Genomic DNA, 21,852 nt, shown 5'->3' on the forward strand with positions numbered 1-21,852 from the left:
ATGAGCGTGAGTGGGTCGGCGGTGGTCGCCGGGGACCGTCGCTACGACGTCGACCGCCTGTTGGCCGGGTACCGCACCGCCCGCACCCAGGAGGCGCTGTTCGAACTGCGCGACGGTCCCGGCGTGGGCTACGACGAGTTCGTCGACGCCGACGGCAACATCCGGCCCGGCTGGGACGAGCTGGCCGACGCGATCGGCGAGCGCGGCCGCAGTGGACTGGACCGGCTCCGTTCGGTGGTGCACAGCCTGATCGACCACGACGGCATCACCTACACCGGGGTCTCGGACGCCCAGGCCGCCCGCGAACTGCCCGTCGGGCACGGTCCCGAGCCCGGTCCGTGGCGGCTGGACACGCTGCCGCTGGTGGTTTCCGCCGCCGATTGGGACGTGCTGGAAGCCGGCCTGGTGCAGCGCTCCCGGCTCCTGGACGCCGTGCTGGCCGACCTGTACGGGCCGCGCAACCTGCTGACCGAGGGTTTGTTGCCGGCCCAGCTGGTGTTCGCCCACCCGGGTTACCTGCGGCCCGCCACCGGAATCAAGGTGCCCGGCCACCATCAGCTGTTCATGCACGGCTGCGATGTCAGCCGGCTCTCCGACGGCAGCTTCTGCGTCAACGCCGACTGGACCCAGGCACCGTCGGGCGCCGGCTACGCGTTGGCCGACCGGAGGGTGCTGGCACACGCGATCCCCGACCTCTACGAACGGATCGCGCCCCGGGCGACCACGCCGTTCGCCCAGGCGCTGCGGCTGGCGCTGATCGACGCCGCGCCCGACGTGGTGCAGGACCCGGTGGTGGTGGTGCTGAGCCCCGGGATCTATTCCGAGACCGCGTTCGACCAGGCGTATCTGGCCACGCTGCTGGGGTTCCCGTTGGTGGAGAGCGCGGATCTGGTGGTCCGCGAAGGCAAGTTGTGGATGCGCTCGCTGGGCACGCTGAAACAGGTCGATGTGGTGTTGCGCCGGGTCGACGCGGCCTACGTGGATCCTTTGGATCTTCGCGCTGATTCGCGGCTCGGGGTGGTCGGACTCGTCGAGGCGCTGCACCGGGGCGCGGTGACCGTGGTCAACACGCTGGGCAGCGGGTTCCTGGAAAGCCCTGGGCTGCTTCGATTTCTGCCCGAGTTGGCCGAGCGCCTACTGGGCGAAGAGCCGCTGCTGCAGACCACGCCGGTCTACTGGGGAGGCATCGCAGCCGAGCTCTCCCACGTGTTGGCGAATCTGTCGTCGCTGTTGATCAGGCCGGTAGACGGCGGGGAAACCGTTGTCGGGCCGACGCTTTCGTCCGCGCAGCTGAGCCGGCTGGCTGCCCGCATCGAGACCGCGCCGTGGCGCTGGGTCGGTCAGCAGTTGCCGACGTTCTCCACCGCGCCCACCGATCATGCTGGCGTGCTGTCCTCGGGGGGTGTCGGGATGCGGTTGTTCACCGTCGCCCAACGCGGCGGCTATGCGCCGATGATCGGCGGCCTGGGCTACGTGGTGGCCCCCGGGCCGGCCGGGTACACGATGAAAACCGTTGCAGCCAAGGATGTCTGGGTGCGCCCGACGGAGCGCGCGACCGCCGAGACGGTCAGCCTGCCGTCGGCGCCGCAACCGGTCAAGACCGGCGCGGGCACCTGGGGGGTCAGTTCGCCGCGGGTGTTGTCGGATCTGTTCTGGATGGGGCGCTACGGCGAACGTGCGGAGAACATGGCCCGGCTGCTGATCGTCGCGCGGGAGCGCTACCACGTCTACCGGCACCACCAGGACAGCGAGGAAAGCGAATGCGTCCCGGTGCTGATGGCGGCGCTGGGCCGCATCACCGGCACCGACACCGGGGCGGGCGGCGATCACGCCGAGATGATCGCGGTGACCCCGTCGACGCTGTGGTCGATGACCGTGGACCTGGCCCGTCCGGGATCGTTGATCCAATCGGTGGAAGGTCTGGCGTTGGCGGCCCGGGCGGTGCGCGACCAGCTGTCCAACGACACCTGGATGGTGCTGGCCAATGTCGAACGCGCCGTGGCGCTTCGCGCCGATCCGCCGCAGTCGCTGGCCGAAGCGGATGCCCTGCTGGCCGCCGCCCAGTCGCAGGCGCTGGCCGGCATGTTGACTTTGTCGGGAGTGGCCGGCGAGTCGATGGTCCGCGACGTCGGCTGGACGATGATGGACATCGGCAAACGCATCGAGCGCGGACTGTGGTTGACCGCGCTGCTGGCCGACACGCTGACCATCGTGCGCGGGACCGTCGCCGAGCAGTCCATCGTCGAGGCGACGCTGATGGCCTGCGAGTCCTCGGTGATCTACCGGCGCCGCACGCTGGGCAAGATCAGCGTCGCCGCGGTCACCGATCTGATGCTGTTCGACCCGCAGAACCCGCGGTCGCTGCTCTATCAGCTGGAACGGTTGCGGGCCAACCTCAAAGACCTGCCCGGGTCGTCGGGATCGTCGCGCCCCGAACGCATCGTCGACGAGATCGGCACCCGGTTGCGCCGGTCCGATCCCGCCGAACTGGAAGAGCTCGTCGACGGACATCGCGAGGAGCTGGCCGAGTTGCTCACCTGGGTGCACGCCGCGCTGCGCGACCTGGCCGACGCGCTCGCCGCGACGCAGTTGGCGCTGCCCGGTGGCATGCAGCCCCTGTGGGGTGGCCCCGACGAGCGCCGCACGATGCCCGCCTAACGTTGCGCGAGCAGACGCAAAAGCCCCTCATTTCGGCACGAAATGGGGGCTTTTGCGTCTGCTCGCGCTAGAGCTGCGACGTCGTCTCGTCGATGACCGTGTGTACGAACTGCATCTTGTCCAGCACCGCCGGCGGCAGCACGAACGGGTACAGGTCGTCGTGACCCATCGACCGGTTCACCATGTTCAGCGACCAGGACAGCGGCAGCCACATCTCGATGATGGTGGGAAAAGCGCTGGGCCCCAACGGCGGCCGGTCGAAAGTCGCCGCCGCCGGCGCCAGACCGCACGACGCCGACGTGTCCAGCGTGTCGCGGATGTGCAGATAGTGGGCGAACGTCTCGGCCCAGTCCTCGGCGGCGTGCATGGTCGCATAAGACGAGACGAAGTTCTCCTGCCAGCCCTCGGGCGCACCCTCGCTGTAATGCCGATTCAGCGCGGCCTGGTAGTCGGCGTCCGGGTCGCCGAACAACTCGTTGAACCGCTCCAGGTACTCCGGCGACCTGATCAGCCGATAGAAGTAGTAGTGGCCGACCTCGTGACGGAAATGGCCCAGCAGGGTGCGGTACGGCTCCTCCATCTCCACCCGCAACTGCTCGCGGTGCACGTCGTCGCCTTCGGCCAGATCCAGTGTGATGACACCGTTTTCGTGACCGGTGATGACGTTCTCGTGCGCACTGGACAGCAGCCGGAAGGCCAGCCCGTAGTCGGGATCCTCGTCGCGTCCGATGATCGGCAGCTTCAGTTCGCGCAGTTCCACCACCAGCCTGCGCTTGGCCGCCTCGGCGCGGGCGAATTCGGGCAGCCCCACCTGATCGTCGTCGTTCGGGCGCTCGATGGTCAGCGAGCACGATTCGCACAGACCGCCGGGATGATTCACCGGGACCAGCCAATTGCATTCGGCCACATACAGATTGGCGCACAACTGGTAGTCGGCGGCAGCGACGGCACCGGCGTGGTCGTCTTCGTCTTTCTTCGCGATCACCAGAAGTGCCATCTGGTCAAGGGAGAACCCAAGGGCGCTACCGCAATTCAGGCATTCGGAGTTCTCGAAAGCCAGCCGCTGGCCGCAGTTGGGGCAGTGGAAGTCACGCATCGAGCACATCCCCTTCGAACGGGACGACGTCGACCCCGACGTCGATCACACTGCGCTTGGAGTTGGTGTAGATGATGCCGCGCAACGGGGGCACGTCGGCATAGTCACGACCGCGGCCGACCACAATGTAACGCTGGTCGACCAGCGCGTCGTTGGTCGGGTCGAGTCCCATCCACTCGTGCTGGCCGGGCTGCTGGGGCGTCCACACCGAAGCCCAGGCGTGAGTGGCGTCAATGCCGATCATTCGGTCCTTTCCCGGGGGTGGGTCGGTGGCCAGATACCCGGATACGTAGCAGGCCGCCAACCCATTGGCGCGCAGGCAGGCGATCGCCAGCCTGGCGAAGTCTTGACATACCCCCTCGCGGGCAATCAGAACCTCCCTGACGCGAGTGGAAACGGTCGTCGATCCGGAGCGGTAGGCGAAGTCGTGGAAGATCCGTGAAGCGAGGTCGCGCAGCACGTCCACCAACGGCCGGCCGGGCTCGAAGCTGGGGGCGGCGTAGTCGCGCACCTCGTCGGTGATCTCGGCCGGGGTGAGGTCCAGCGTGAAGTCAGTTGCCAGGGCGCCCTGCGTCCCGACCGGCCGGGCGGCTTCCCACGGTTTCAGCGCCGGTCCGCTCGTGTACATCCCCGAGGTCGGCGGGCCCACGTCGACGATGGAATCGCTGGTGATCTTCAGGCTGCGGTGCGGCTCGGTGACGTGGAAGTAGCAGCTGAGGTTGCCGTAGGTGTCGCGGCTGGTGGAACTGTCGGCCGGCCCCGGGTCGATGACCAGCCGGTGCGCGACGCAGCGCTGCCGCAACGAGTCGCGCGGGGTGAGGAAACCGCGGCCGTACGAACTGGTCACCACGTCGGAGTAGCGGTATTCGGTGCGGTGCGTGACCCGGTAGCGCTTGGTGTCGCGAGAGTCCGTCACACGCCCAAACCTACTGCGAAATCGCGGTCCGTTCCGATCGGGTTGCGCGACACGGAGGAATTGTGAACACTTGTTTACTGAACGCAGGAAGGAGTTCGTCGTGCAGGGACAAGAGATTCGATCGCTGGCCGACCTGGCCGGCGAGGGCACCCGGGTGCTGACCACGCTGGTCCGGGACGTGCATCGCGGAATCGCCAGTCGCATCTTCGGTTCGATCGGTCCGGCGGCCAAACCCGTGCAACTGGTGCACGACACCACCGCCAAGACCATCTACTGCGCGGTCGACGGCGCGGTCCGGCGATCCCTCTACGGTGCCGGCGCACTGGCCGCCGAAACGATCAGCAACGACGAGGACGAAACCGTCGAGTTACGGCCCCGGATCGCCGGCGCGCTGGCGGCGCTCAACGGCATCTACGGCGACGAGATGACCAACCGGTCCAACGGCTTCGCCCTCACCATGCAGGTCCGCCGAAAGCGGCTACCGGTTGCGCTGACCGCGGAGTCCCTCGCGGACGCGTTCCCCAAGGCCACCGGCCGGGTCGTCGTCTTCACCCACGGCTGGTGCATGACCGAGCGGTCCTGGTGGCGCCCGCCACGCACTGGCGAACCGCTGCGCCCGTACGGCAAGCGGCTGCGCAAGGACCTCGGCTTCACACCGGTCTTCGTGCGCTACAACAGCGGCCACCACATCTCGCAGAACGGCCGGGACCTGGCCGACCTGCTGGACCGACTGCACGCGCTGTGGCCGGTGCCGGTGCAGGAAGTCGCCCTGGTGGGGCATTCGATGGGCGGCTTGGTGGCCCGCAGCGCCTGCCACTACGGGCTCGAACAGGAGCACGCCTGGACCGCCGGCGTGCGGCACGTGGTCTGCCTCGGGTCCCCGCATCTGGGTGCCGACCTGGAAAAGGGTGTCAACGCGGCGTCCTGGGCACTGTCGCATCTGCCCGAAACACGCGGTCTGGCCACGTTTCTCAACACGCGCAGCGCCGGGGTGAAGGACTTGCGGTACGGGGCGCTGCTCGACGAGGACTGGCGGGATTGCGACCCCGACGAGTTCCTGCAGGATCGCTGCCGCGAGGTGCCGTTTCTGCCCGACGCGGTCTACCACTTCGTCTCCACCACGGCCGCGCCGCGGGCGCTCGGTCTGCTGATGGGCGACCACCTGGTGCGTCCGCGCAGCGCTTCGGGACGGGGTCGCGGCCGGCGGGTTCCGTTCGAGGCGGCGCACGGCCTGACGTTGACCGGCCTGAATCACTTCGACCTGCTCAACCATCCGCTGGTCTACGACAAACTGCTGGCGTGGCTCAGCCAGCCGCCGGCGTTGACGTCTGCGGGTTAGTTCGTCGATAACCGTTCCGTAGCGGGGCGGCCGCGCGCACAATCAAAGACGTGGCCACCTGGGACGACGTGGCCCGCATCGTCGGTGAGCTGCCGCTGACCACCGAGCAGGCACCGCACGACTGGCGGGTCGGCAAGAAGCTGATGGCGTGGGAGCGGCCGCTGCGTAAATCCGACGTCGAAGCGCTGACCCGCAGCGGCGTGGAGCCGCCGTCCGGCGACCTGCTCGGCGTCCGGGTGCCCGACGAGGGCGTCAAGTTCGCGTTGATCGCCGACGAGCCGGACGTGTACTTCACCACGCCGCATTTCGACGGCTACGCGGCGGTGCTGGTCCGGCTGGCCGAGATCGGGGTCGAGGAGCTCCGCGAACTGATCACCGAGGCTTGGCTGACGCAGGCGCCGAAGCATCTGGTCAAGGAGTTTCTCGCCCAGTCGCCGTGACGCCGGCCCCGGTCACGGACCGGGGACAGTCGACCACCGCTTGCAGGTCGTCGATGCAGGTTCCGACGATCGCAGCGAGCACCACCTCGGTCCGGGTTTGCGCAGCGGCTTTCAGGTCGTCGGCGTGCACACGGGCCGCGGCGGTGTGTTCGCAGGCCGTCGCGGCGTCGGAATCCGCGGCCGACGTCGCCTGCGCCAGCTCGCCGACCGCGGCGCGCAACGGCTCGGTCAGCCGCGGGTACAGCGGCGCCCGGACGGTCCGGGCCAGTTGCAGCACGGCGCTGGCCAACAACCCCAGCCGGGCCGCCTGCTGGTCGACGACGTCGACGGTCTTGCGCATGGACAGCCGCAGCGGCGCCCGGCGCACGATGAGGCGGGCGGTGCTGCGCGCCTCGGTCAGGGCGCCCATCTGGTTGTGCAGCAGGTCGACGCGGGCCAGCAGCCAGTCCGGGGCGACGTGTTCCGGATCGCTCAGCACCCGGGTGATCTCTTCGAAAGTTTCGTGCAGCGCGCTGAGTACTTCCGAGCGTGCGGTGGCCAGCACGGTGACCGGGTTGGCGGGGAACAGCAAGAAGCTGAACACGATGGCCAGACCGCCCCCGACCAGTGCGTCGAAGATGCGCTCGCCGACCATGCCCGCGGTGTGGGCGAAAGCCAGTACCAGGATGGCCGAGACGGCGGTCTGGTTGACGAACATCAGGCCTTGGGCGATGAACCCGGTGCCGACGAGGACCGCGAAGCACAACGCGATGAAGACCGCCACCCCGAACGCCAGCCCCGCGGTGCCCAACAGCTCCTGCACAACCGCGCCGAGCACGATTCCCAGGCTGACGCCGACGATCATCTGGGCGGCCCGCCGGGCGCGCAGCACGTTGGTCGCCGACATGCACACCGCGGCCGCGATCGGCGCGAAGAACGGCTGCGGATGGTGCAGCACGTCGTGGGTGAGATACCAGGCGAGTCCGGCGGCCACCGAGGTCTGGATGATCGGCCACAGCGCGATCCGCAGGCGCTGGACAGCGGCGGCCCCGACTCCGAGGGTCCGGGCAAGCAGCGATTCGGCCATCACGCTGACTTACCTCATTTGCGCTCGGCTACACCCGTCGCAGCTCGAACAGCGGAATCACCCGGCTGGTCTTGGCTTGATACTCGGCGAAACCGGGGGCCACGGCGGTGATCCGCGGGAAGATCTCGTCGCGCTCCTGCGGCGTCAACTCGCGCGCGGCCACGTCATACGCCTCGGTGCCGACCTCGACGTGGGCCGCCGGGTTGGCGCGCAGATTGTGCACCCAGGCCGGGTTGACGTCGGCACCGGCAAACGATCCGATGATGATGAGCTTGCCGTCGACGCGGAAGTAGGCCAGCGGCGACAGCCGTGGTTGGCCGGACTTGGCGCCGGTCGTGGTGAGCAGCAGGATGTCCGCGTCGGCGAACTGGCCGCCGACTTTGCCTTCGTTGGCGCGGAACTCGTCGGCGATGGCCTGGTTGAACGCCTTGATTGTCTCGGAGTCCGGAAACGTCATGCCCCGTCAACGGGCTTGGGCTTGAAGTCTATTCCCGATTCCTTGCGCTGTTGGGCGGTGATCGGTGCCGGCGCATCGGTCAGCGGGTCGACGCCGCCGCCGGTCTTGGGGAACGCGATCACCTCCCGGATGGACTCCACCCCGGACAGCAGCGCGTTGATCCGGTCCCAGCCGAACGCGATGCCGCCGTGCGGCGGAGCGCCGAAGGTGAACGCCTCCAACAGGAATCCGAACTTCTCCTCGGCTTCGGCCTTGCCCAGACCCATCACCGCGAACACCCGCTCCTGGATGTCGCGGCGGTGGATACGGATCGAGCCGCCGCCGATCTCGTTGCCGTTGCAGACGATGTCGTAGGCGTCGGCCAGCACGCTGCCGGGATCGGTGTCGACGACTTCGGCGAACTCGGGCTTGGGCGAGGTGAAGGCGTGGTGCACCGCCGTCCATGCTCCCGATCCGACAGCCACGTCCCCGGCCTCGACGGCGTCGTCGGCGGGTTCGAACAGCGGCGGGTCGACGACCCAGACGAACGCCCAGGCGTCCGGGTCGATCAGCCCGAGCCGGGAGGCGATCTCGATCCGCGCCGCGCCCAGCAACGCGCGGGACGTCTTGACCGGGCCGGCGGAGAAGAAGATGCAGTCCCCCGGGCCGGCCCCGACGTGCGCGGCCAGGCCGTCGCGTTCGGCGTCGGACAGGTTCTTGGCGACCGGACCGGTCAGCGTGCCGTCGTCGCCGACCAGCACGTAGGCCAGGCCGCGGTGCCCGCGCTGCTTGGCCCATTCCTGCCAACCGTCCAGCGTGCGGCGCGGCTGAGACGCCCCGCCCGGCATCACCACGGCGCCGACGTAGGGCGCCTGGAACACGCGGAAGGTGGTGTCCTGGAAGAACTCTGCGCACTCCACGAGCTCGAGGCCGAACCGCAGGTCGGGCTTGTCGGAACCGAACCGGCGCATCGCGTCGGCGTAGGTCATCCGCGGGATGGGTCTGGGAATCTGGTAGCCGATCAGCGCCCACAGCGCGGTCAGGATCTCTTCGGAGATCGCGATGACGTCCTCGACGTCGACGAAGCTGAGTTCCATGTCGAGCTGAGTGAATTCGGGCTGCCGGTCGGCGCGGAAGTCCTCGTCCCGGTAGCAGCGCGCGATCTGGTAGTAGCGCTCCATCCCGGCCACCATGAGCAGCTGCTTGAACAGCTGCGGGCTCTGCGGCAGCGCGTAGAAGGTCCCGGGCCGCAGCCGGGCCGGCACCAGGAAGTCACGCGCGCCCTCTGGGGTGGACCGGGTGATCGTCGGCGTCTCGATCTCCACGAAATCGTGGTTCGCCAGCACCGCACGTGCCGCCGCATTCACCTTCGAGCGCAACCGAATTGCCGCAGCCGGGCCGTCGCGGCGCAGGTCCAGGTAGCGGTACTTCAGCCGCAGCTCCTCCCCCGCGGGCTCGTCGAGCTGGAACGGCAGCGCGGCGCTCTCCCCCAGCACGGTCAACGACGTGGCGTTGACCTCGATGTCGCCGGTGGCGATCTCGGGGTTGGCGTTGCCCTCCGGGCGGACCTCGACCACGCCGGAGACCGCCACACAGAACTCCGCGCGCAACCGGTGCGCCTGGGTCAGCACCTGCGGATCGCGGAACACCACCTGCGTCACCCCGGACGCGTCGCGCAAATCGATGAAGATGACGCCACCGTGGTCGCGCCGGCGGGCCACCCAGCCGGCCAACGTCACCTGCTGGCCGGCATCGCTTTCCCGAAGCGATCCGGCGGCGTGGCTGCGCAGCACAAAAACTCCTCTATCCAGGGCTGATTGACTGCCCAGTCTAAAGGGCCGGTTCTGTCGCGGTACTTTGCCTGTATCTCAACGAAAACCGCACTCGTGGGTCCCGGTGCCGTCGGTACGACCATCGCGGCGCTGCTGCACGCGGCCGGCCACCCGGTGTCGGTGTGCGGGCGCACACCACGGGACCACCTCGAACTGCGGCCCGACGGCGCGGACGCCATCGTGGTGCCCGGCCCGGTGTGCACCGATCCCGAATCGGTGACCGGCCCGGTGGACCTGTTGGTGCTGGCGGTGAAATCCACCCAGAATCAGGCCGCGGCGGGCTGGCTGGCGCGGTTGTGCGGCCCGCACACCCTGGTTGCCGTGCTGCAGAACGGAGTCGAGCAGGTCGAGCAGGTACAGCCACTCTGCCCGGACTCGACCGTCGTGCCCGGCAGCGTCTGGTTTTCGGCGGAAACCCAGCCGCAGGGCTGGGTGCGCTTGCGGGGCGAGGCGGCGCTGGTGCTGCCGACCGGGACCGCCGCCGAGAATCTGGCCGAATTGCTGCGCGGGGCCGGCTGCCGGGTGGACTGCGACCCCGACTTCGTCACGGTGAACTGGCGCAAGCTGCTGATCAACGCACTGGCCGGGTTGATGGTCCTCACCGGGCGGCGCTCGGGCATGTTCCGGCGCGACGACGTCGCCGAACTGTCGCGGCGCTACGTCGCCGAATGCCTGGCCGTGGCGCGCGCCGAGGGCGCCCGACTCGGTGACGACGTCGTCGAGCAGCTGGTGAATTCGTTCCGGACGGTCCCCGAGGACATGGGCACCTCGATCCTGGCCGACCGCGAGCAGCACCGGCCGCTGGAATGGGACCTGCGCAACGGCGTGATCGCGCGAAAGGCCCGCGCGCACGGTCTGGCCACCCCGATCACCGATGTCGTCGTGCCGCTGCTGGCGGCCGCGAGTGAGGGTCCCGGCTAGGGTCTGCAGTCATGCACCCGTGCGAACGCGTCGACCTGAGCTTCATCGACACCGCGCCGTACCGTTTCCGCAACAGCGTGGATCTGGCCATCACAGCCGAGCAGTTGTTCGAGGTTCTTGGTGACGCGCAATCCTGGCCACGCTGGGCGAAGGTGATCACCAAGGTCACCTGGACCAGCCCGGAGCCGCGCGGTGTCGGCACCACACGGGTCGTCGAGATGCGCGGCGGCATCGTCGGGAATGAAGAGTTCATCGCGTGGGAGCCGTTCACCCACATGGCTTTTCGCTTCAACGAGTGCTCGACCAAAGCGGTCGCCGCGTTCGCCGAAGACTACCGGGTGCAGGTCATTCCCGGTGGCTGCCGGCTGACCTGGACCATGGCCCAGCAACCGGCCCGCGGCGCGGGGCTGGGCATGCGGGTATTCGGTCCGCTGTTGAACCTGAGCCTGCGCCGGTTCCTGCGTAACCTGCGCACGTACACCGACACTCGGTTCGCTTCAGCGCAGCAGCGATAGGCTGGTCCGGCGCGGGTAGCCAAACTCAGACTCGGGGAGCGTGCGATGACCTTCAACGAAGGTATGCGGATCGACACCAGCGCCGCGTCGTCCTCGGGCGGCGGCGGTGGGGGGCGGATCGCCATCGGTGGTGGCATCGGCGGACTGCTGATCGTGGTGGTCGCGATGCTGCTCGGCGTCGACCCCGGCGGGGTGGTCAGCCAGCAGCCCGTCGACACCAGTGGCGACGTGGCGCCGGGCTTCGACTTGGCCAAGTGCAAGACCGGTGCCGACGCCAACAGGTACGTGCAGTGTCGTGTGGTGGCCACCGGCAACTCACTGGACGCGGTGTGGAAACAGCTGATGCCCAACTACTCCCGGCCGAAGGTGCGGTTGTTCAGCGGCACGGTGAGCACCGGATGTGGGGCGGCGAGCAGCGAGGTCGGGCCCTTCTACTGCCCGGTGGACAAGACGGCGTACTTCGACACCGACTTCTTCTCGGTCCTGGTCGACCGGTTCGGTTCCAGCGGTGGGCCTTTCGCCGAAGAGTATGTGGTGGCGCACGAGTACGGTCACCACGTGCAGAACCTGCAGGGCACTTTGGGCCGGGCTCAGTCGGGTGCGCAGGGCGCCAAGGGTGGCGGGGTGCGCACCGAGTTGCAGGCCGACTGCTACGCCGGCGTCTGGGCGCATTACGCGTCGACGGTCAAGCAGGACAGCACCGGCCAACCGTATTTGAATCCGCTGAGCGACAAGGACATTCAGGACGCGCTGTCGGCGGCGGCCTCGGTGGGCGACGACCGCATCCAGGAGCAGGTGAACGGACGCGTCAACCCGGAGTCCTGGACGCACGGCTCCTCGGCCCAACGCCAGAAATGGTTCACCGTCGGATATCAGACCGGTGAGCCGAACAAGTGCGACACCTTCGGCACCAACGACCTGGGCTAACGCGCGGCCAGCAACTCCCGCAACTCGGCGCGGCCCTGCTCGTCCAACGGCAACTGCGGGGGGCGCGGATCCCCGACCGGGAAATCGAGCAGATCCAGACCGGCCTTGACGGTGGTGGGCAGGCCCCCGGCGACGATGAACTGCAGCAACGGCTTGAGGTCGTCGTAAAGAGCCTGCGCCTTGTCCAAATCGCCGCCGCGCACCGCCTCGTAGAGATCGATGCACGGTTGCGGGCGCAGATTCGGTGCGGCTGTGCACCATCCGGACGCACCCACCTTCAGCGCGTCGAGCACCAGCGGGTTGCTGCCGTTGTAATAGGGCAAGCGCCCGCCGCTGAGTTCGGCGATCCGGCGCATCCGGGACAGATCACCGGTGGATTCCTTGACCATCGTGACGTTCTCGATGTTGTTGAACATGCCGACCAGCAGTTCCGGGCTCATGTCGACCCCGCTGGTGGCCGGGTTGTTGTACGCCATGATCGGGATCCCGATGGACGCGCCGATGCTGCGGTAGTGCTCGGTGACCTCACGGTCGCTGAGCTTCCAGTACGAGACCGGCAGGACCATCACCGCATCCGCGCCGGCCTGCTGCGCATACTCGGCGCGCCGAATCGTCTTGGCGGTGGTGACATCCGAGACGCCCACGATCACCGGCACCCGGCCGTCGACCGCGCTCATCGTGGTGTCGACGACGGTGTCGAACTCCGCCTCGTCGAGGTAGGCCAGTTCTCCGGTGCTGCCGAGCGGGGCGATGGCGTGGACCCCGGCGGACACCAGCCGGTCGACGAGTGCGGTGAGGCGATCGGTGTCAATTCCGTTGTGCGCGAACGGTGTCACCGGATAGGCGATGATGCCGTGGATCGTGGACACGGACCTACTCCTCTCAGTTGCTCAGCGCGTCCGGGTGGCGCGCCAGCGCGCGGCGCGCGTAGTAGGCGAAGTTCGCCCGGCTACGCGCTTGCGTCAGGGTCCAGTCGTGGGCTTCGCGGGCCAGATCGTCGGGCAGCGCCTTGACGGTGCCCGCGGCCATGGCGGCCAACTGCAGCTTGGCGGCGCGTTCGATCAGCACCGCCAGTGAACACGCTTCCTCGACGCTGGCGCCGGCCACCAGCTGCCCGTGATGGGCCAGCAGCGCCGCCTTCTTGTCGCCCAGCGCTGCCGTGATGATCTCGCCCTCTTCGTTGCCGACCGGCACACCCGGCCACTCGGCGAGGAAAGCGCAGTCGTCGTACAACGGCGTGGTGTCCATGTGCGAGACGATCAACGGCACTTCCAACATCGACAACGCGGCCACGTGGAAGGGATGGGTGTGCACGATGCACTGCACGTCGGGGCGTGCACGATAGATCCAGCTGTGAAAACGGTTGGCGGGATTGGCCATTCCGGTGCCCTCGAGGACGTTGAGATCCTCGTCGACCAACAACAGGTTGTCTTCGGTGATCTCGTCGAACCCCAGACCCAACCGCTGGGTGAAATACGTTCCGGGCGTTTCGGCCCGTGCGGTGATCTGACCCGCCAGCCCGGAATCGTGGCCGGCGTCGAACAGAGCCCGGCAGGTAAGGGCGATCTTCTGCCGGGTGGTCAGCCGGGCCTCGAAGGATTCTGCGTCCAGTCGCTGCTGGGCCTGACGCATCAACTCGGATTTCGACTCCGTGAACGTGGACGCCATATGACACAATGTACTCGATAGGAAACTTTGTGTCATTAAGGGGTGACGGGTGACTGCACGACTGCGAGCCGTCCGCAGACAACGCGGCCTCACCCTGGATCAACTCGCAAAACAGACCGGCCTGACCAAGAGTTACCTGTCCAAGATCGAGCGCGGCCACAGCACGCCGTCGATCGCGGTGGCGCTGAAAGTCGCCCGGGCGCTCGAGGTCGACGTGGGCCGGCTCTTCTCCGACGAAGCGGCCGAGGAGAAGATCACCGTCGACCGCGCCGACCCGCACGCTGGCCGCTACCGCGCCCTGGCCCCGACGTTGCTCGGAAAGTCGATGTCGCCGTTCGTGGTTCGGCCCACCGGCACCGCCTCAGCCGATCCGCACCCCGAACACAGCGGTCAGGAGTTCGTCTTCGTGCACGCGGGGACCGTCGAACTGCGCTACGGCGACCAGACCATCACCCTCGAGACCGGCGACAGCGCCTACTTCGACGCCTCGGTCGGGCACAAACTACGGGACGTCGGCACCGCGCCGGCGCAAGTCGTCGTCGTCACCCACAACGACACCGTCTGAGCAGCTACCAGGGGCGTGTCGCGCACGTCACAGCCGTGGTGGCCTGCTGGGTGACCACCACCTGGCCGTCGACGGCGATCTGGCACTTGATCTCGGCGATGGCTCCCGAGCTGCAGTCCGGCCAGCGGCACGAGCCGCTGGCGGCGATGAACGCCCACTGGTTCGGGTTGGCCAACGTCGCGTTGTACACCAGTGCTTCCCCACCGCTGAACGTCGTCGGCACGGTGGTCAGGAACTGCGCCGAGTTGGCGTCGAAAGCCGCCTGGCTGGGCGGATCGCTGCTGATGTAGCGCAGGTTGCCGGTCAGGTTGCCGGTGGTGGTGATGGTGTAAGTCACCTGGTGTCCGGTCGGATCCGCGTGTGACACCGCGGGCGGAGTCGCCGCCACCACAGCCGCGCCGAGGAAGCCCGCTGCGACCGCGCTTGCCAGTTTTCGCACGTTCGTCATATCGGAAACGCTACCGGATTCGTTACCGGCGCTACGCGAGTCGAGCACCGTTAACCTGCGATTCGCTTGGCTTCGGTATGAAGCGGGCGTGAACGACATGAATCCGGGCATCAGCCGGCGCACCTTGCTGACGACGGGTGCGGCCTCGGCCATCGTGGGTGCCGGCGTCGCGGTGGGCGGGGCCGCGTTGCTGTCGGATTCACGCGGGCCCGGTGTCTGGTACCAGCCCGATCGCACCGGCGCGCCGCCGGTGGGCGGTCTGCATCTGCAGTTCGGCCGCAACGCCGGTACCGAGGTCGTGGTGTCGTGGCACACCTCCGACGCCGTGCGCAACCCGCGGGTGATGCTGGGCACACCGACCGGCGGTTTCGGCAGCGTCGTGGCCGCCGAGACGCGGACCTACCGGGATGGCAAATCCGGCACCGAGATTCGCGTCAATCACGCGCGGCTGTCCGGGCTGACGCCGGACACCGACTACGTGTACGCCGCGGTGCACGACGGCACCACGCCGGAGCTGGGCACCGTACGTACCGCGCCGTCCGGGCGAAAGCCGCTGCGTTTCACCAGTTTCGGCGACCAGTCGACCCCGCGACTGGACAAGTTGACCGACGGCAGGTATGTGAACGACCACATCGGGTCACCCGCGGCCGGCGACACCACCGTCGCGATCGAACGCCTGGCTCCGCTGTTCAACCTCGTCAACGGCGACCTGTGCTACGCGAACCTGGCCAGCGATCGCGTCCGCACCTGGTCGGACTGGTTCGAGAACAACACCCGCTCCGCGCGTTACCGACCGTGGATGCCGGCCGCGGGTAATCACGAGAACGAAAAGGGCAACGGCCCAATCGGTTACGGCGCCTTCCAGACGTTCTTCGCGGTGCCGGACTCCGGCGCCAGTGCCGAGCTACGCGGGCTGTGGTACTCGTTCACCGCCGGATCGGTGCGGGTCATCGTCTTGCAGAACGACGACGTGACCTATCAGGACGGCGGCAACTCCTATGTGCGCGGCTACTCCGGCGGTGAGCAAAGGCGTTGGCTGGAAAGCGAACTCGCCGCCGCGCGGCGCGATCCGGACATCGACTGGCTGGTGGTCTGCATGCATCAGACGGCGATATCCACCGCCGAGGCCAACGGTGCCGATCTGGGGATCAGGCAGGACTGGCTGCCGTTGTTCGACCAGCACCAGGTCGATCTGGTGTTGTGCGGCCACGAACACCACTACGAGCGTTCGCATCCGCTGCGCGGCTCGATGGGCACCGACACGCGGACCCCGATCCCCGTCGACCTGCGCACCGACGTCATCGACCCGACCCGGGGGACGGTGCACCTCGTGATCGGCGGGGGCGGCACCTCGAGACCGACCAACGGCAGGTTTTTTCCCGACCTCCGGTGCCGCGTGATCACCGGTGTCGGCGAGATCGACCCGGACAACGGACACAAAAAGCCGATCTACGTGATGGAAGACGCACCCTGGTCGGCGTTCCGGGACCGGCAGAATCCGTACGGCTTCGTGTCATTCGACGTCGATCCCGGGCCACCGGGCGGCAACACCTCGATCAAGGCGACGTACTACGCGGTCAACGGGCCCTACGGTGCGGTGACCGCGGTCGATCAGTTCACCCTGACCAAACCACGCCGCGGCTAACTCAGAACAGCGCCTGCTGCGCGGGTTCGGGCATCACCGCGACTTCGGCTGGTGGGGTCGACGGCCGGCTGTCGGCGCCCAGTTTGTACTTCGCCCGCAGCGGGCGGGCGCGGTCGCGGAGCATGTCCCGGTAGCTCTGGGGTAGATACGCGCTCCGGCGGTACAGCTCTTGGTAGACGCCGACCAGCCCGGGATGCGCGCGGGTCAGCCAGGCCATGAACCAGCCGCGGGTGGAACCCCGCAGGTGCAGGCCGAAGATCGTCACGCTGGTTGCTCCCGCGGCGGCGATCTGCCCGAGCAGGCTGTCGAGGTGCTCGACCGAGTCGGTCAGGTGCGGCAGTACGGGTGCCACCATGACGTGGCAGTCCAGGTTGGCCTCACGGATCGCGGTGATCAGCGCCAGCCGCGCCTGCGGCGTGGGGGTGCCCGGCTCGACGTCGCGGTGCAGCTGCGGGTCGCCGACCGCCAGAGACACTGCCACCGAAAGCGGAACCTGTTGTGCCGCTAGGGAAATGAGTGGAAGATCCCGGCGCAGCAAGGTGCCCTTGGTGAGGATCGACATGGGCGTCCCGGATCCGGCCAGCGCCGCGATGATGCCCGGCATCAGTGCGTAGCGGCCCTCGGCGCGCTGGTACGGGTCGGTGTTGGTGCCCAGCGCGACGGTGTGCCGACGCCACGACGGGCGGCGCAGTTCCCGGCGCAGCACCTCGACGACGTTGGTCTTGACCACGACCTGGGTGTCGAAGTCGGCGCCGGGATCGAAATCGAGGTACTCGTGGGTGGGGCGGGCGAAGCAATAGCGGCATGCGTGGGAGCAGCCGCGGTAGCCGTTGACGGTGTAGCTGAACGGCAGCGCCGCCGCGTTGGGCACCTTGTTCAGCGCCGACTTGCACAGCACCTCATGGAACGTCATGCCCTCGAACTGCGGGACCCGCACACTTCTGACCAGACCGACGCGCTGCAGCCCGGGCAGAGCACCGTCGTCAACCGGCTCCCCGTTGACAGCTACCGCCTGATCGGCCCAACGCATACTCCTATTCGAACAATAGTTCGATACGACGTCAAGTGCGGTGTCAAAGCAACCCGACGAGGGATCCCCCGGAGAAGTAGGGTCCGGCTCCGGGGGTGACGGATGAGTAGCCGGCGTCCACGATCGGCTTCAGCAGTGAGTTGAGGGTGCCGACGATCGGTTGCGGCACACCGAGTTGAGCGAGCGGGAGCAGCATCGGAAGCGTCGGCGCGGGCACCATATAGGTGGTGATCGTGCCGCCCGTCGACGTCGTCACGCTGGACAACTGCACCGCATCCGACAGCGGTACGAGCGAAACCGTGTTGTGTTGGTACGCCGTGCCGAACAGCGCGTTCACCACTGCCAGAAGATTCCACGGCCGGTCGGGCGGATTGCCGAATCCGTCGTACTGACCGAACACCACGCTGACGTCGTACTGGGTATTCGCCAAGCCCTGCACCGTGTAATCGACGAATGGCAGAGTCGCGCCGGTCGGAAGATAGGTGCGAAACAGTCCCAATTCGGGATTGGAGAACATGGTGAACTGCAACGCATGAGCCGGTGGTGCGCTCAAATTAGTTGCAAGATAGGCCAATTCGCGGTTCAGCACGATCGAGCCCAACGACAGCCCGGCAACCTGCACCGGCGAACCATTGGCGGCGGCTAGCGCGTCGAGGATCTGACCGTTGAGTGCCCACTGTCCGATGGCGACGGCCTCGTTGACGCCGGGAGCAAGCAGGTTGCCGCTCAGAATGCCCATGCTGGCGGGGTAATTGACCACCTGGGCGACGCTGCCGGGGAACCAGTTCCCGCCGATGGCGAAGTTCAGCAGGTCGTAGGCCTGCAGGAGGGAGGCCGACAGCGGGCCCGGTACCCCGCCGGCGAGTAGCGGCAGTCCGAGGTAAGGAAGGCGGAGGAGGAATTGCGGATTGTAGAGCGGTCCGGCACCGGGGATCGTCAACCGCACGCTCGCCGCCGCAGCGGCGTTGGCAGCTTCGGTGCCCAGATACGCAGACGCCGTCGCCGCGAGGTTGGCTACGAACCGCTGATGGAACTGAGCCGCGACGGCCTGAACCGCCTGGAATTCCCGGCCGAAGGACCCGAAGAGGGCAGCGATGCCGGTCGACACCTCGTCGGCCGCCGCGGCCGCCAGCGACGAAGTGGGCTGTGCGACTGCGGCGCTCACAGCGCCGAGGCCCGCCTCCATCGCGTCAAGCTCGGCTGCGGCGATCGTCAACAGCTCAGACGCCGCCACGACGTACGCCACCGGAGCCTCCTCGAGCCAACGAGGGGCTCGTACCCTCGAATAGCGGCTGTGAGCCTACCTGTCTGACGCGGTTGAAAATCGCGAAGTCGTGAAAATCGGGTTTCTCTCGCCCATGCGCGAAATGTATTCAAAGTGCTTGAGGCGTGGCGTCATTCGGGTTCGTCGTCGTCGGGTTTGAGTGGTTTTTCGGCGTGGTGCATGCAGTTGACGTAGGAGGCAAAGAACGGCTTGCTATTTCGCCAACCGCGAAATTACCTCGGCGACAACCGAATCGACTGCAATTGAAACCTGCTCGCCGGACTGCAGATCCTTGACGCCGATCGTCCCGGCGTCGATGTCACGGTCTCCGGCGACCAGCGCAAGCCGCGCTCCGGAGCGATCCGCGGCCCGCATCGCGCCCTTGAGTCCTCGGTCACCGTAGGCCAGGTAGACACGGGCACCGGCGGCACGCAACTCGCCGGCCAGGACGGCCAATCGCAGCTTGGCCGCGTCGCTCAACGGCACGCCGAACACGTCGCAGCGCGACGTCTCCCCCACGCTCTTGCCTTCCGCCTTCAACGCCAACAAAGTCCGGTCCACACCCAGCCCGAATCCGATGCCGGACAAGTCTTGTCCACCGAGTTGGCGCATCAGGCCGTCGTAGCGACCGCCGCCGCCGATGCCCGACTGCGCACCCAACCCGTCGTGCACGAACTCGAATGTGGTCTTGGTGTAGTAGTCCAGACCGCGCACCATCCGGGGGTTGATGACGTAGCGGACACCGAGGGCGTCCAGGTGCATCAGGACCGTGTCGAAGTGCTGCTTGGCAGCATCGGAGAGATGGTCGAGCAGCACCGGTGCATCGGCCGTCATCGCCTTGATCTCGGGACGCTTGTCGTCGAGCACGCGCAGTGGATTCACCGCTGCCCGGCGCCGGGTCTCCTCGTCGAGGTCGAGCCCAAAGAGGAACTCCTGCAACAATTCTCGATACTGTGGGCGGCAGCTGTCATCACCCAGGGAGGTGACCTCGAGGCGGAACCCGTCCAGCCCCAACGAGCGGAACCCGGCGTCGGCGACGGCGATCACCTCGGCGTCCAGCGCCGGATCGTCGACGCCGATCGCCTCGACACCGACCTGCTGCAGCTGCCGGTACCGGCCGGCCTGCGGCCGTTCGTAGCGGAAGAACGGGCCCGCATACGACAGCTTCACCGGCAGCGTGCCGCGGTCGAGCCCGTGCTCGATCACCGCGCGCACCACGCCGGCGGTGCCCTCGGGACGCAGCGTCACCGAGCGGTCGCCGCGGTCGGCGAAGGTATACATCTCCTTGGACACCACGTCGGTGGATTCGCCCACGCCGCGTGCGAACAACGCGGTGTCCTCGAAGATCGGCAACTCGATATGGCCGTAACCGGCCCGCCGGGCGGCTCCGAGCAACCCGTCGCGCACCGCCACGAACGCAGCCGAGTCCGGCGGGAAATAGTCGGGAACGCCCTTCGGGGCAGCGAAATCGCTCACGGGCTCAGACCTTCGAGGAACGGGTTGAAGCGACGTTCGGCGCCGATGGTCGTGGTGTTGCCATGCCCCGGAAGTACCACGGTCTGGTCGTCGAGGACCAGCAGTTTGTCGACGATCGAGCGCAGCAGGTCCCGGCCGCTGCCGCCGAACAGGTCGGTGCGGCCCACCGAGCGCTCGAACAACGTGTCTCCGGTGAACACCAGATCCTTGTCGGCAAGAACCCGGAAACACACCGAGCCCCGGGTGTGCCCAGGAGTGTGGTCGACGTTGACCGAGATGCCGCCGAGGTCGATCTTGTCTCCGTCCCGGTCCAGTTCGACGATCTGCTTGGGTTCGCGGAAGAACGCGCCGGCGAACAGCTGCGCGGCCCGCGGCCCGAGGCCGTGAATCGGATCCTTGAGCATGAACCGGTCCTCGGGATGAATGTAGGTGGGGCAACCGAAAGTGTCGGAGACCTTCTGCGCCGACCAGATGTGGTCGATGTGTCCGTGCGTGATCAACACCGCTGCCGGCGTCAGCCGGTTCTTGTCGAGGATGCGCCGCAGCTGGGCCATTGCCCGCTGGCCCGGGTCGACGATGACGGCGTCGGTTCCTGGCCGTTCGGCCAGCACATAGCAATTGCATTGCAGCAACCCGGCGGGAAATCCGGTGATCAACACCGTCCCAGTTTCCCATCCCCGGAGCCATGGAAAGATGGCGGCCGTGCCAACGAACCAACAGCGACGTGCCACAGCCAAGCGCAAACTCGAGCGGCAGATAGAAACCCGCGCCAAACGGGCCAAGCGACGCCGCATCGGGCTGATCTCCGCAGCCGCCGCCGCAGTAGTCGCCGTCGTCGTCGCCGTCGTCGTCGTCGTGTTCATGAAGGACGACCACAAGGGCACGCCGACGGCGTCCAGCACGCCGAGCAGTTCGGCACCCGCCTCACCATCGGCAGCCAATCTGCCGCCCGTGCAGCTCGGCAACGCCGTGCCGCTGCCTCAGTTCAAGGCGCCGCCCAACCTGGGTGCCAACTGCCAGTACCCTGCGACGCCGGAGAAGGCCGCCAAGGAGGTCAAACCGCCCCGCACCGGCAAGGTACCGACCGAACCCGCCCAGATCAGCGTCAGCATGTCGACCAACCAGGGCAATATCGGGCTGATGCTGGCCAACAACCAATCCCCCTGCACGGTAAACAGTTTCATCAGCCTCGCCACGCAGAATTTCTTCAAGGACACCAAGTGCCACCGGATGGTCGCTTCGCCGGCACTGTCGATCTTGCAGTGCGGCGACCCCACCGGTAGCGGTACGGGGGGTCCGGGGTATTCCTTCGCCAACGAGTTCCCCACCAACCAGTTCCCGCCGAACGACAAGAAGCTCCAGGAGCTCGCCATCTATCCGCGGGGCACGCTGGCCATGGCGCACTCTCAACAGCCCAACAGCAACGGAAGTCAGTTCTTCCTGGTCTTCCGCGACTCCGCGCTACCCCCGGATTACACGGTCTTCGGCACCATCCAGCCCGACGGGCTGGCGACCCTGGACAAGATCGCCGCGGGTGGTGTCGAAGGAGCCGGAGACATGACGCGGCCCGCCGTCGACGTCACCATCACCTCGCTGCTGCCGGACTAGCT

Annotated in this window: 21 protein-coding genes; 9 read left to right on the forward strand and 12 right to left on the reverse strand. The window is 67.5% G+C overall.

Features of this window, described 5'->3' with window-relative positions:
* Complete coding sequence (locus tag AC5Y4D_RS07845; RefSeq protein WP_500036897.1) at nt 1-2,658, forward strand: circularly permuted type 2 ATP-grasp protein; 2,658 nt, start codon at nt 1-3, stop codon at nt 2,656-2,658.
* A 67-nt stretch (nt 2,659-2,725) separates the two neighbouring features.
* On the opposite strand, the gene AC5Y4D_RS07850 is transcribed toward AC5Y4D_RS07845, so the two are convergent.
* Together AC5Y4D_RS07850 and AC5Y4D_RS07855 are read right to left on the reverse strand one after the other, a co-directional pair.
* Nucleotides 2,726-3,754: a zinc-binding metallopeptidase family protein gene (locus AC5Y4D_RS07850; RefSeq protein ID WP_499944459.1), complete on the reverse strand. Its 1,029-nt coding sequence runs from the start codon at nt 3,752-3,754 to the stop codon at nt 2,726-2,728.
* On the reverse strand, nt 3,747-4,670 hold the full coding sequence (locus AC5Y4D_RS07855) for a transglutaminase family protein (protein ID WP_499944458.1): 924 nt from the start codon (nt 4,668-4,670) through the stop codon (nt 3,747-3,749). The genes AC5Y4D_RS07850 and AC5Y4D_RS07855 overlap by 8 nt, the downstream gene beginning before the upstream one ends.
* Before the next feature lie 100 nt (nt 4,671-4,770).
* Between AC5Y4D_RS07855 and AC5Y4D_RS07860 the strand changes: the two genes are divergently transcribed.
* Together AC5Y4D_RS07860 and AC5Y4D_RS07865 are read left to right on the forward strand one after the other, a co-directional pair.
* Nucleotides 4,771-6,009 (forward strand): esterase/lipase family protein, encoded by a 1,239-nt coding sequence (locus AC5Y4D_RS07860; protein ID WP_500036898.1) that lies wholly within the window; start codon nt 4,771-4,773, stop codon nt 6,007-6,009.
* Between the two features lie 50 nt (nt 6,010-6,059).
* On the forward strand, nt 6,060-6,449 hold the full coding sequence (locus AC5Y4D_RS07865) for an MmcQ/YjbR family DNA-binding protein (protein WP_500036899.1): 390 nt from the start codon (nt 6,060-6,062) through the stop codon (nt 6,447-6,449).
* On the opposite strand, the gene AC5Y4D_RS07870 is transcribed toward AC5Y4D_RS07865, so the two are convergent.
* The 3 genes from AC5Y4D_RS07870 to aspS are packed head-to-tail and all read right to left on the reverse strand — an operon-like array spanning nt 6,421 to nt 9,762.
* Complete coding sequence (locus AC5Y4D_RS07870; protein ID WP_500036900.1) at nt 6,421-7,515, reverse strand: FUSC family protein; 1,095 nt, start codon at nt 7,513-7,515, stop codon at nt 6,421-6,423. The genes AC5Y4D_RS07865 and AC5Y4D_RS07870 overlap by 29 nt on opposite strands.
* A 28-nt stretch (nt 7,516-7,543) precedes the next feature.
* Nucleotides 7,544-7,972 (reverse strand): nitroreductase family deazaflavin-dependent oxidoreductase, encoded by a 429-nt coding sequence (locus tag AC5Y4D_RS07875; RefSeq protein WP_500036901.1) that lies wholly within the window; start codon nt 7,970-7,972, stop codon nt 7,544-7,546.
* The gene (gene aspS / locus AC5Y4D_RS07880; protein ID WP_500036913.1) at nt 7,969-9,762 is read right to left on the reverse strand and encodes an aspartate--tRNA ligase; all 1,794 of its coding nucleotides are present in this window, start codon (nt 9,760-9,762) and stop codon (nt 7,969-7,971) included. The genes AC5Y4D_RS07875 and aspS overlap by 4 nt, the downstream gene beginning before the upstream one ends.
* A gap of 54 nt (nt 9,763-9,816) precedes the next feature.
* Here aspS and AC5Y4D_RS07885 point away from each other — a divergent pair, with 54 nt between their 5' ends.
* Genes AC5Y4D_RS07885 through ypfJ form a run of 3 tightly spaced genes read left to right on the forward strand, consistent with a single transcriptional unit; the run spans nt 9,817 to nt 12,146 of the window.
* Complete coding sequence (locus tag AC5Y4D_RS07885) at nt 9,817-10,704, forward strand: oxidoreductase (RefSeq protein WP_500036914.1); 888 nt, start codon at nt 9,817-9,819, stop codon at nt 10,702-10,704.
* A gap of 11 nt (nt 10,705-10,715) precedes the next feature.
* Entirely contained in the window at nt 10,716-11,219 is a 504-nt protein-coding gene (locus AC5Y4D_RS07890) for an SRPBCC family protein (RefSeq protein ID WP_500036902.1), read from the forward strand.
* Nucleotides 11,220-11,264: 45 nt separating this feature from the next.
* Nucleotides 11,265-12,146, forward strand: coding sequence for a KPN_02809 family neutral zinc metallopeptidase (ypfJ, locus tag AC5Y4D_RS07895; RefSeq protein WP_500036903.1), 882 nt, complete (start codon nt 11,265-11,267; stop codon nt 12,144-12,146).
* Here the strand turns inward: ypfJ and AC5Y4D_RS07900 are convergent.
* Together AC5Y4D_RS07900 and AC5Y4D_RS07905 are read right to left on the reverse strand one after the other, a co-directional pair.
* Nucleotides 12,143-13,015, reverse strand: a complete 873-nt coding sequence (locus AC5Y4D_RS07900) for a dihydrodipicolinate synthase family protein (protein WP_500036904.1) — start codon at nt 13,013-13,015, stop codon at nt 12,143-12,145. The genes ypfJ and AC5Y4D_RS07900 overlap by 4 nt on opposite strands.
* A 13-nt stretch (nt 13,016-13,028) precedes the next feature.
* Nucleotides 13,029-13,814 (reverse strand): aldolase, encoded by a 786-nt coding sequence (locus tag AC5Y4D_RS07905; protein ID WP_500036905.1) that lies wholly within the window; start codon nt 13,812-13,814, stop codon nt 13,029-13,031.
* Nucleotides 13,815-13,863: 49 nt separating this feature from the next.
* Here AC5Y4D_RS07905 and AC5Y4D_RS07910 point away from each other — a divergent pair, with 49 nt between their 5' ends.
* Nucleotides 13,864-14,379: a helix-turn-helix domain-containing protein gene (locus tag AC5Y4D_RS07910; RefSeq protein WP_500036906.1), complete on the forward strand. Its 516-nt coding sequence runs from the start codon at nt 13,864-13,866 to the stop codon at nt 14,377-14,379.
* Between the two features lie 4 nt (nt 14,380-14,383).
* Here AC5Y4D_RS07910 and AC5Y4D_RS07915 read toward each other — a convergent pair whose 3' ends face one another.
* Nucleotides 14,384-14,827, reverse strand: a complete 444-nt coding sequence (locus tag AC5Y4D_RS07915) for an Rv2576c family protein (RefSeq protein WP_499944448.1) — start codon at nt 14,825-14,827, stop codon at nt 14,384-14,386.
* Between the two features lie 97 nt (nt 14,828-14,924).
* On the opposite strand from AC5Y4D_RS07915, the gene AC5Y4D_RS07920 reads away from it, so the two are divergent.
* Complete coding sequence (locus AC5Y4D_RS07920; RefSeq protein ID WP_499944592.1) at nt 14,925-16,472, forward strand: purple acid phosphatase family protein; 1,548 nt, start codon at nt 14,925-14,927, stop codon at nt 16,470-16,472.
* A gap of 1 nt (nt 16,473) precedes the next feature.
* On the opposite strand, the gene AC5Y4D_RS07925 is transcribed toward AC5Y4D_RS07920, so the two are convergent.
* The 4 genes from AC5Y4D_RS07925 to AC5Y4D_RS07940 form a co-directional block, all read right to left on the reverse strand.
* Complete coding sequence (locus tag AC5Y4D_RS07925) at nt 16,474-17,502, reverse strand: Rv2578c family radical SAM protein (RefSeq protein ID WP_499944447.1); 1,029 nt, start codon at nt 17,500-17,502, stop codon at nt 16,474-16,476.
* Nucleotides 17,503-17,545: 43 nt separating this feature from the next.
* Nucleotides 17,546-18,748 (reverse strand): PE-PPE domain-containing protein, encoded by a 1,203-nt coding sequence (locus tag AC5Y4D_RS07930; RefSeq protein WP_499944446.1) that lies wholly within the window; start codon nt 18,746-18,748, stop codon nt 17,546-17,548.
* Between the two features lie 231 nt (nt 18,749-18,979).
* A complete protein-coding gene (gene hisS / locus AC5Y4D_RS07935) occupies nt 18,980-20,242 on the reverse strand; it encodes a histidine--tRNA ligase (RefSeq protein ID WP_499944445.1) in 1,263 nt (420 codons plus the stop codon).
* On the reverse strand, nt 20,239-20,901 hold the full coding sequence (locus tag AC5Y4D_RS07940) for an MBL fold metallo-hydrolase (protein WP_499944444.1): 663 nt from the start codon (nt 20,899-20,901) through the stop codon (nt 20,239-20,241). The genes hisS and AC5Y4D_RS07940 overlap by 4 nt, the downstream gene beginning before the upstream one ends.
* A 43-nt stretch (nt 20,902-20,944) precedes the next feature.
* On the opposite strand from AC5Y4D_RS07940, the gene AC5Y4D_RS07945 reads away from it, so the two are divergent.
* Nucleotides 20,945-21,850 carry a peptidylprolyl isomerase gene (locus tag AC5Y4D_RS07945; protein ID WP_499944443.1) on the forward strand — a complete coding sequence of 302 codons (906 nt, stop codon included), beginning with the start codon at nt 20,945-20,947 and terminating at the stop codon, nt 21,848-21,850.
* Nucleotides 21,851-21,852: the final 2 nt, after the last annotated feature.

This window comes from Mycobacterium sp. NGS67 (assembly GCF_059812185.1).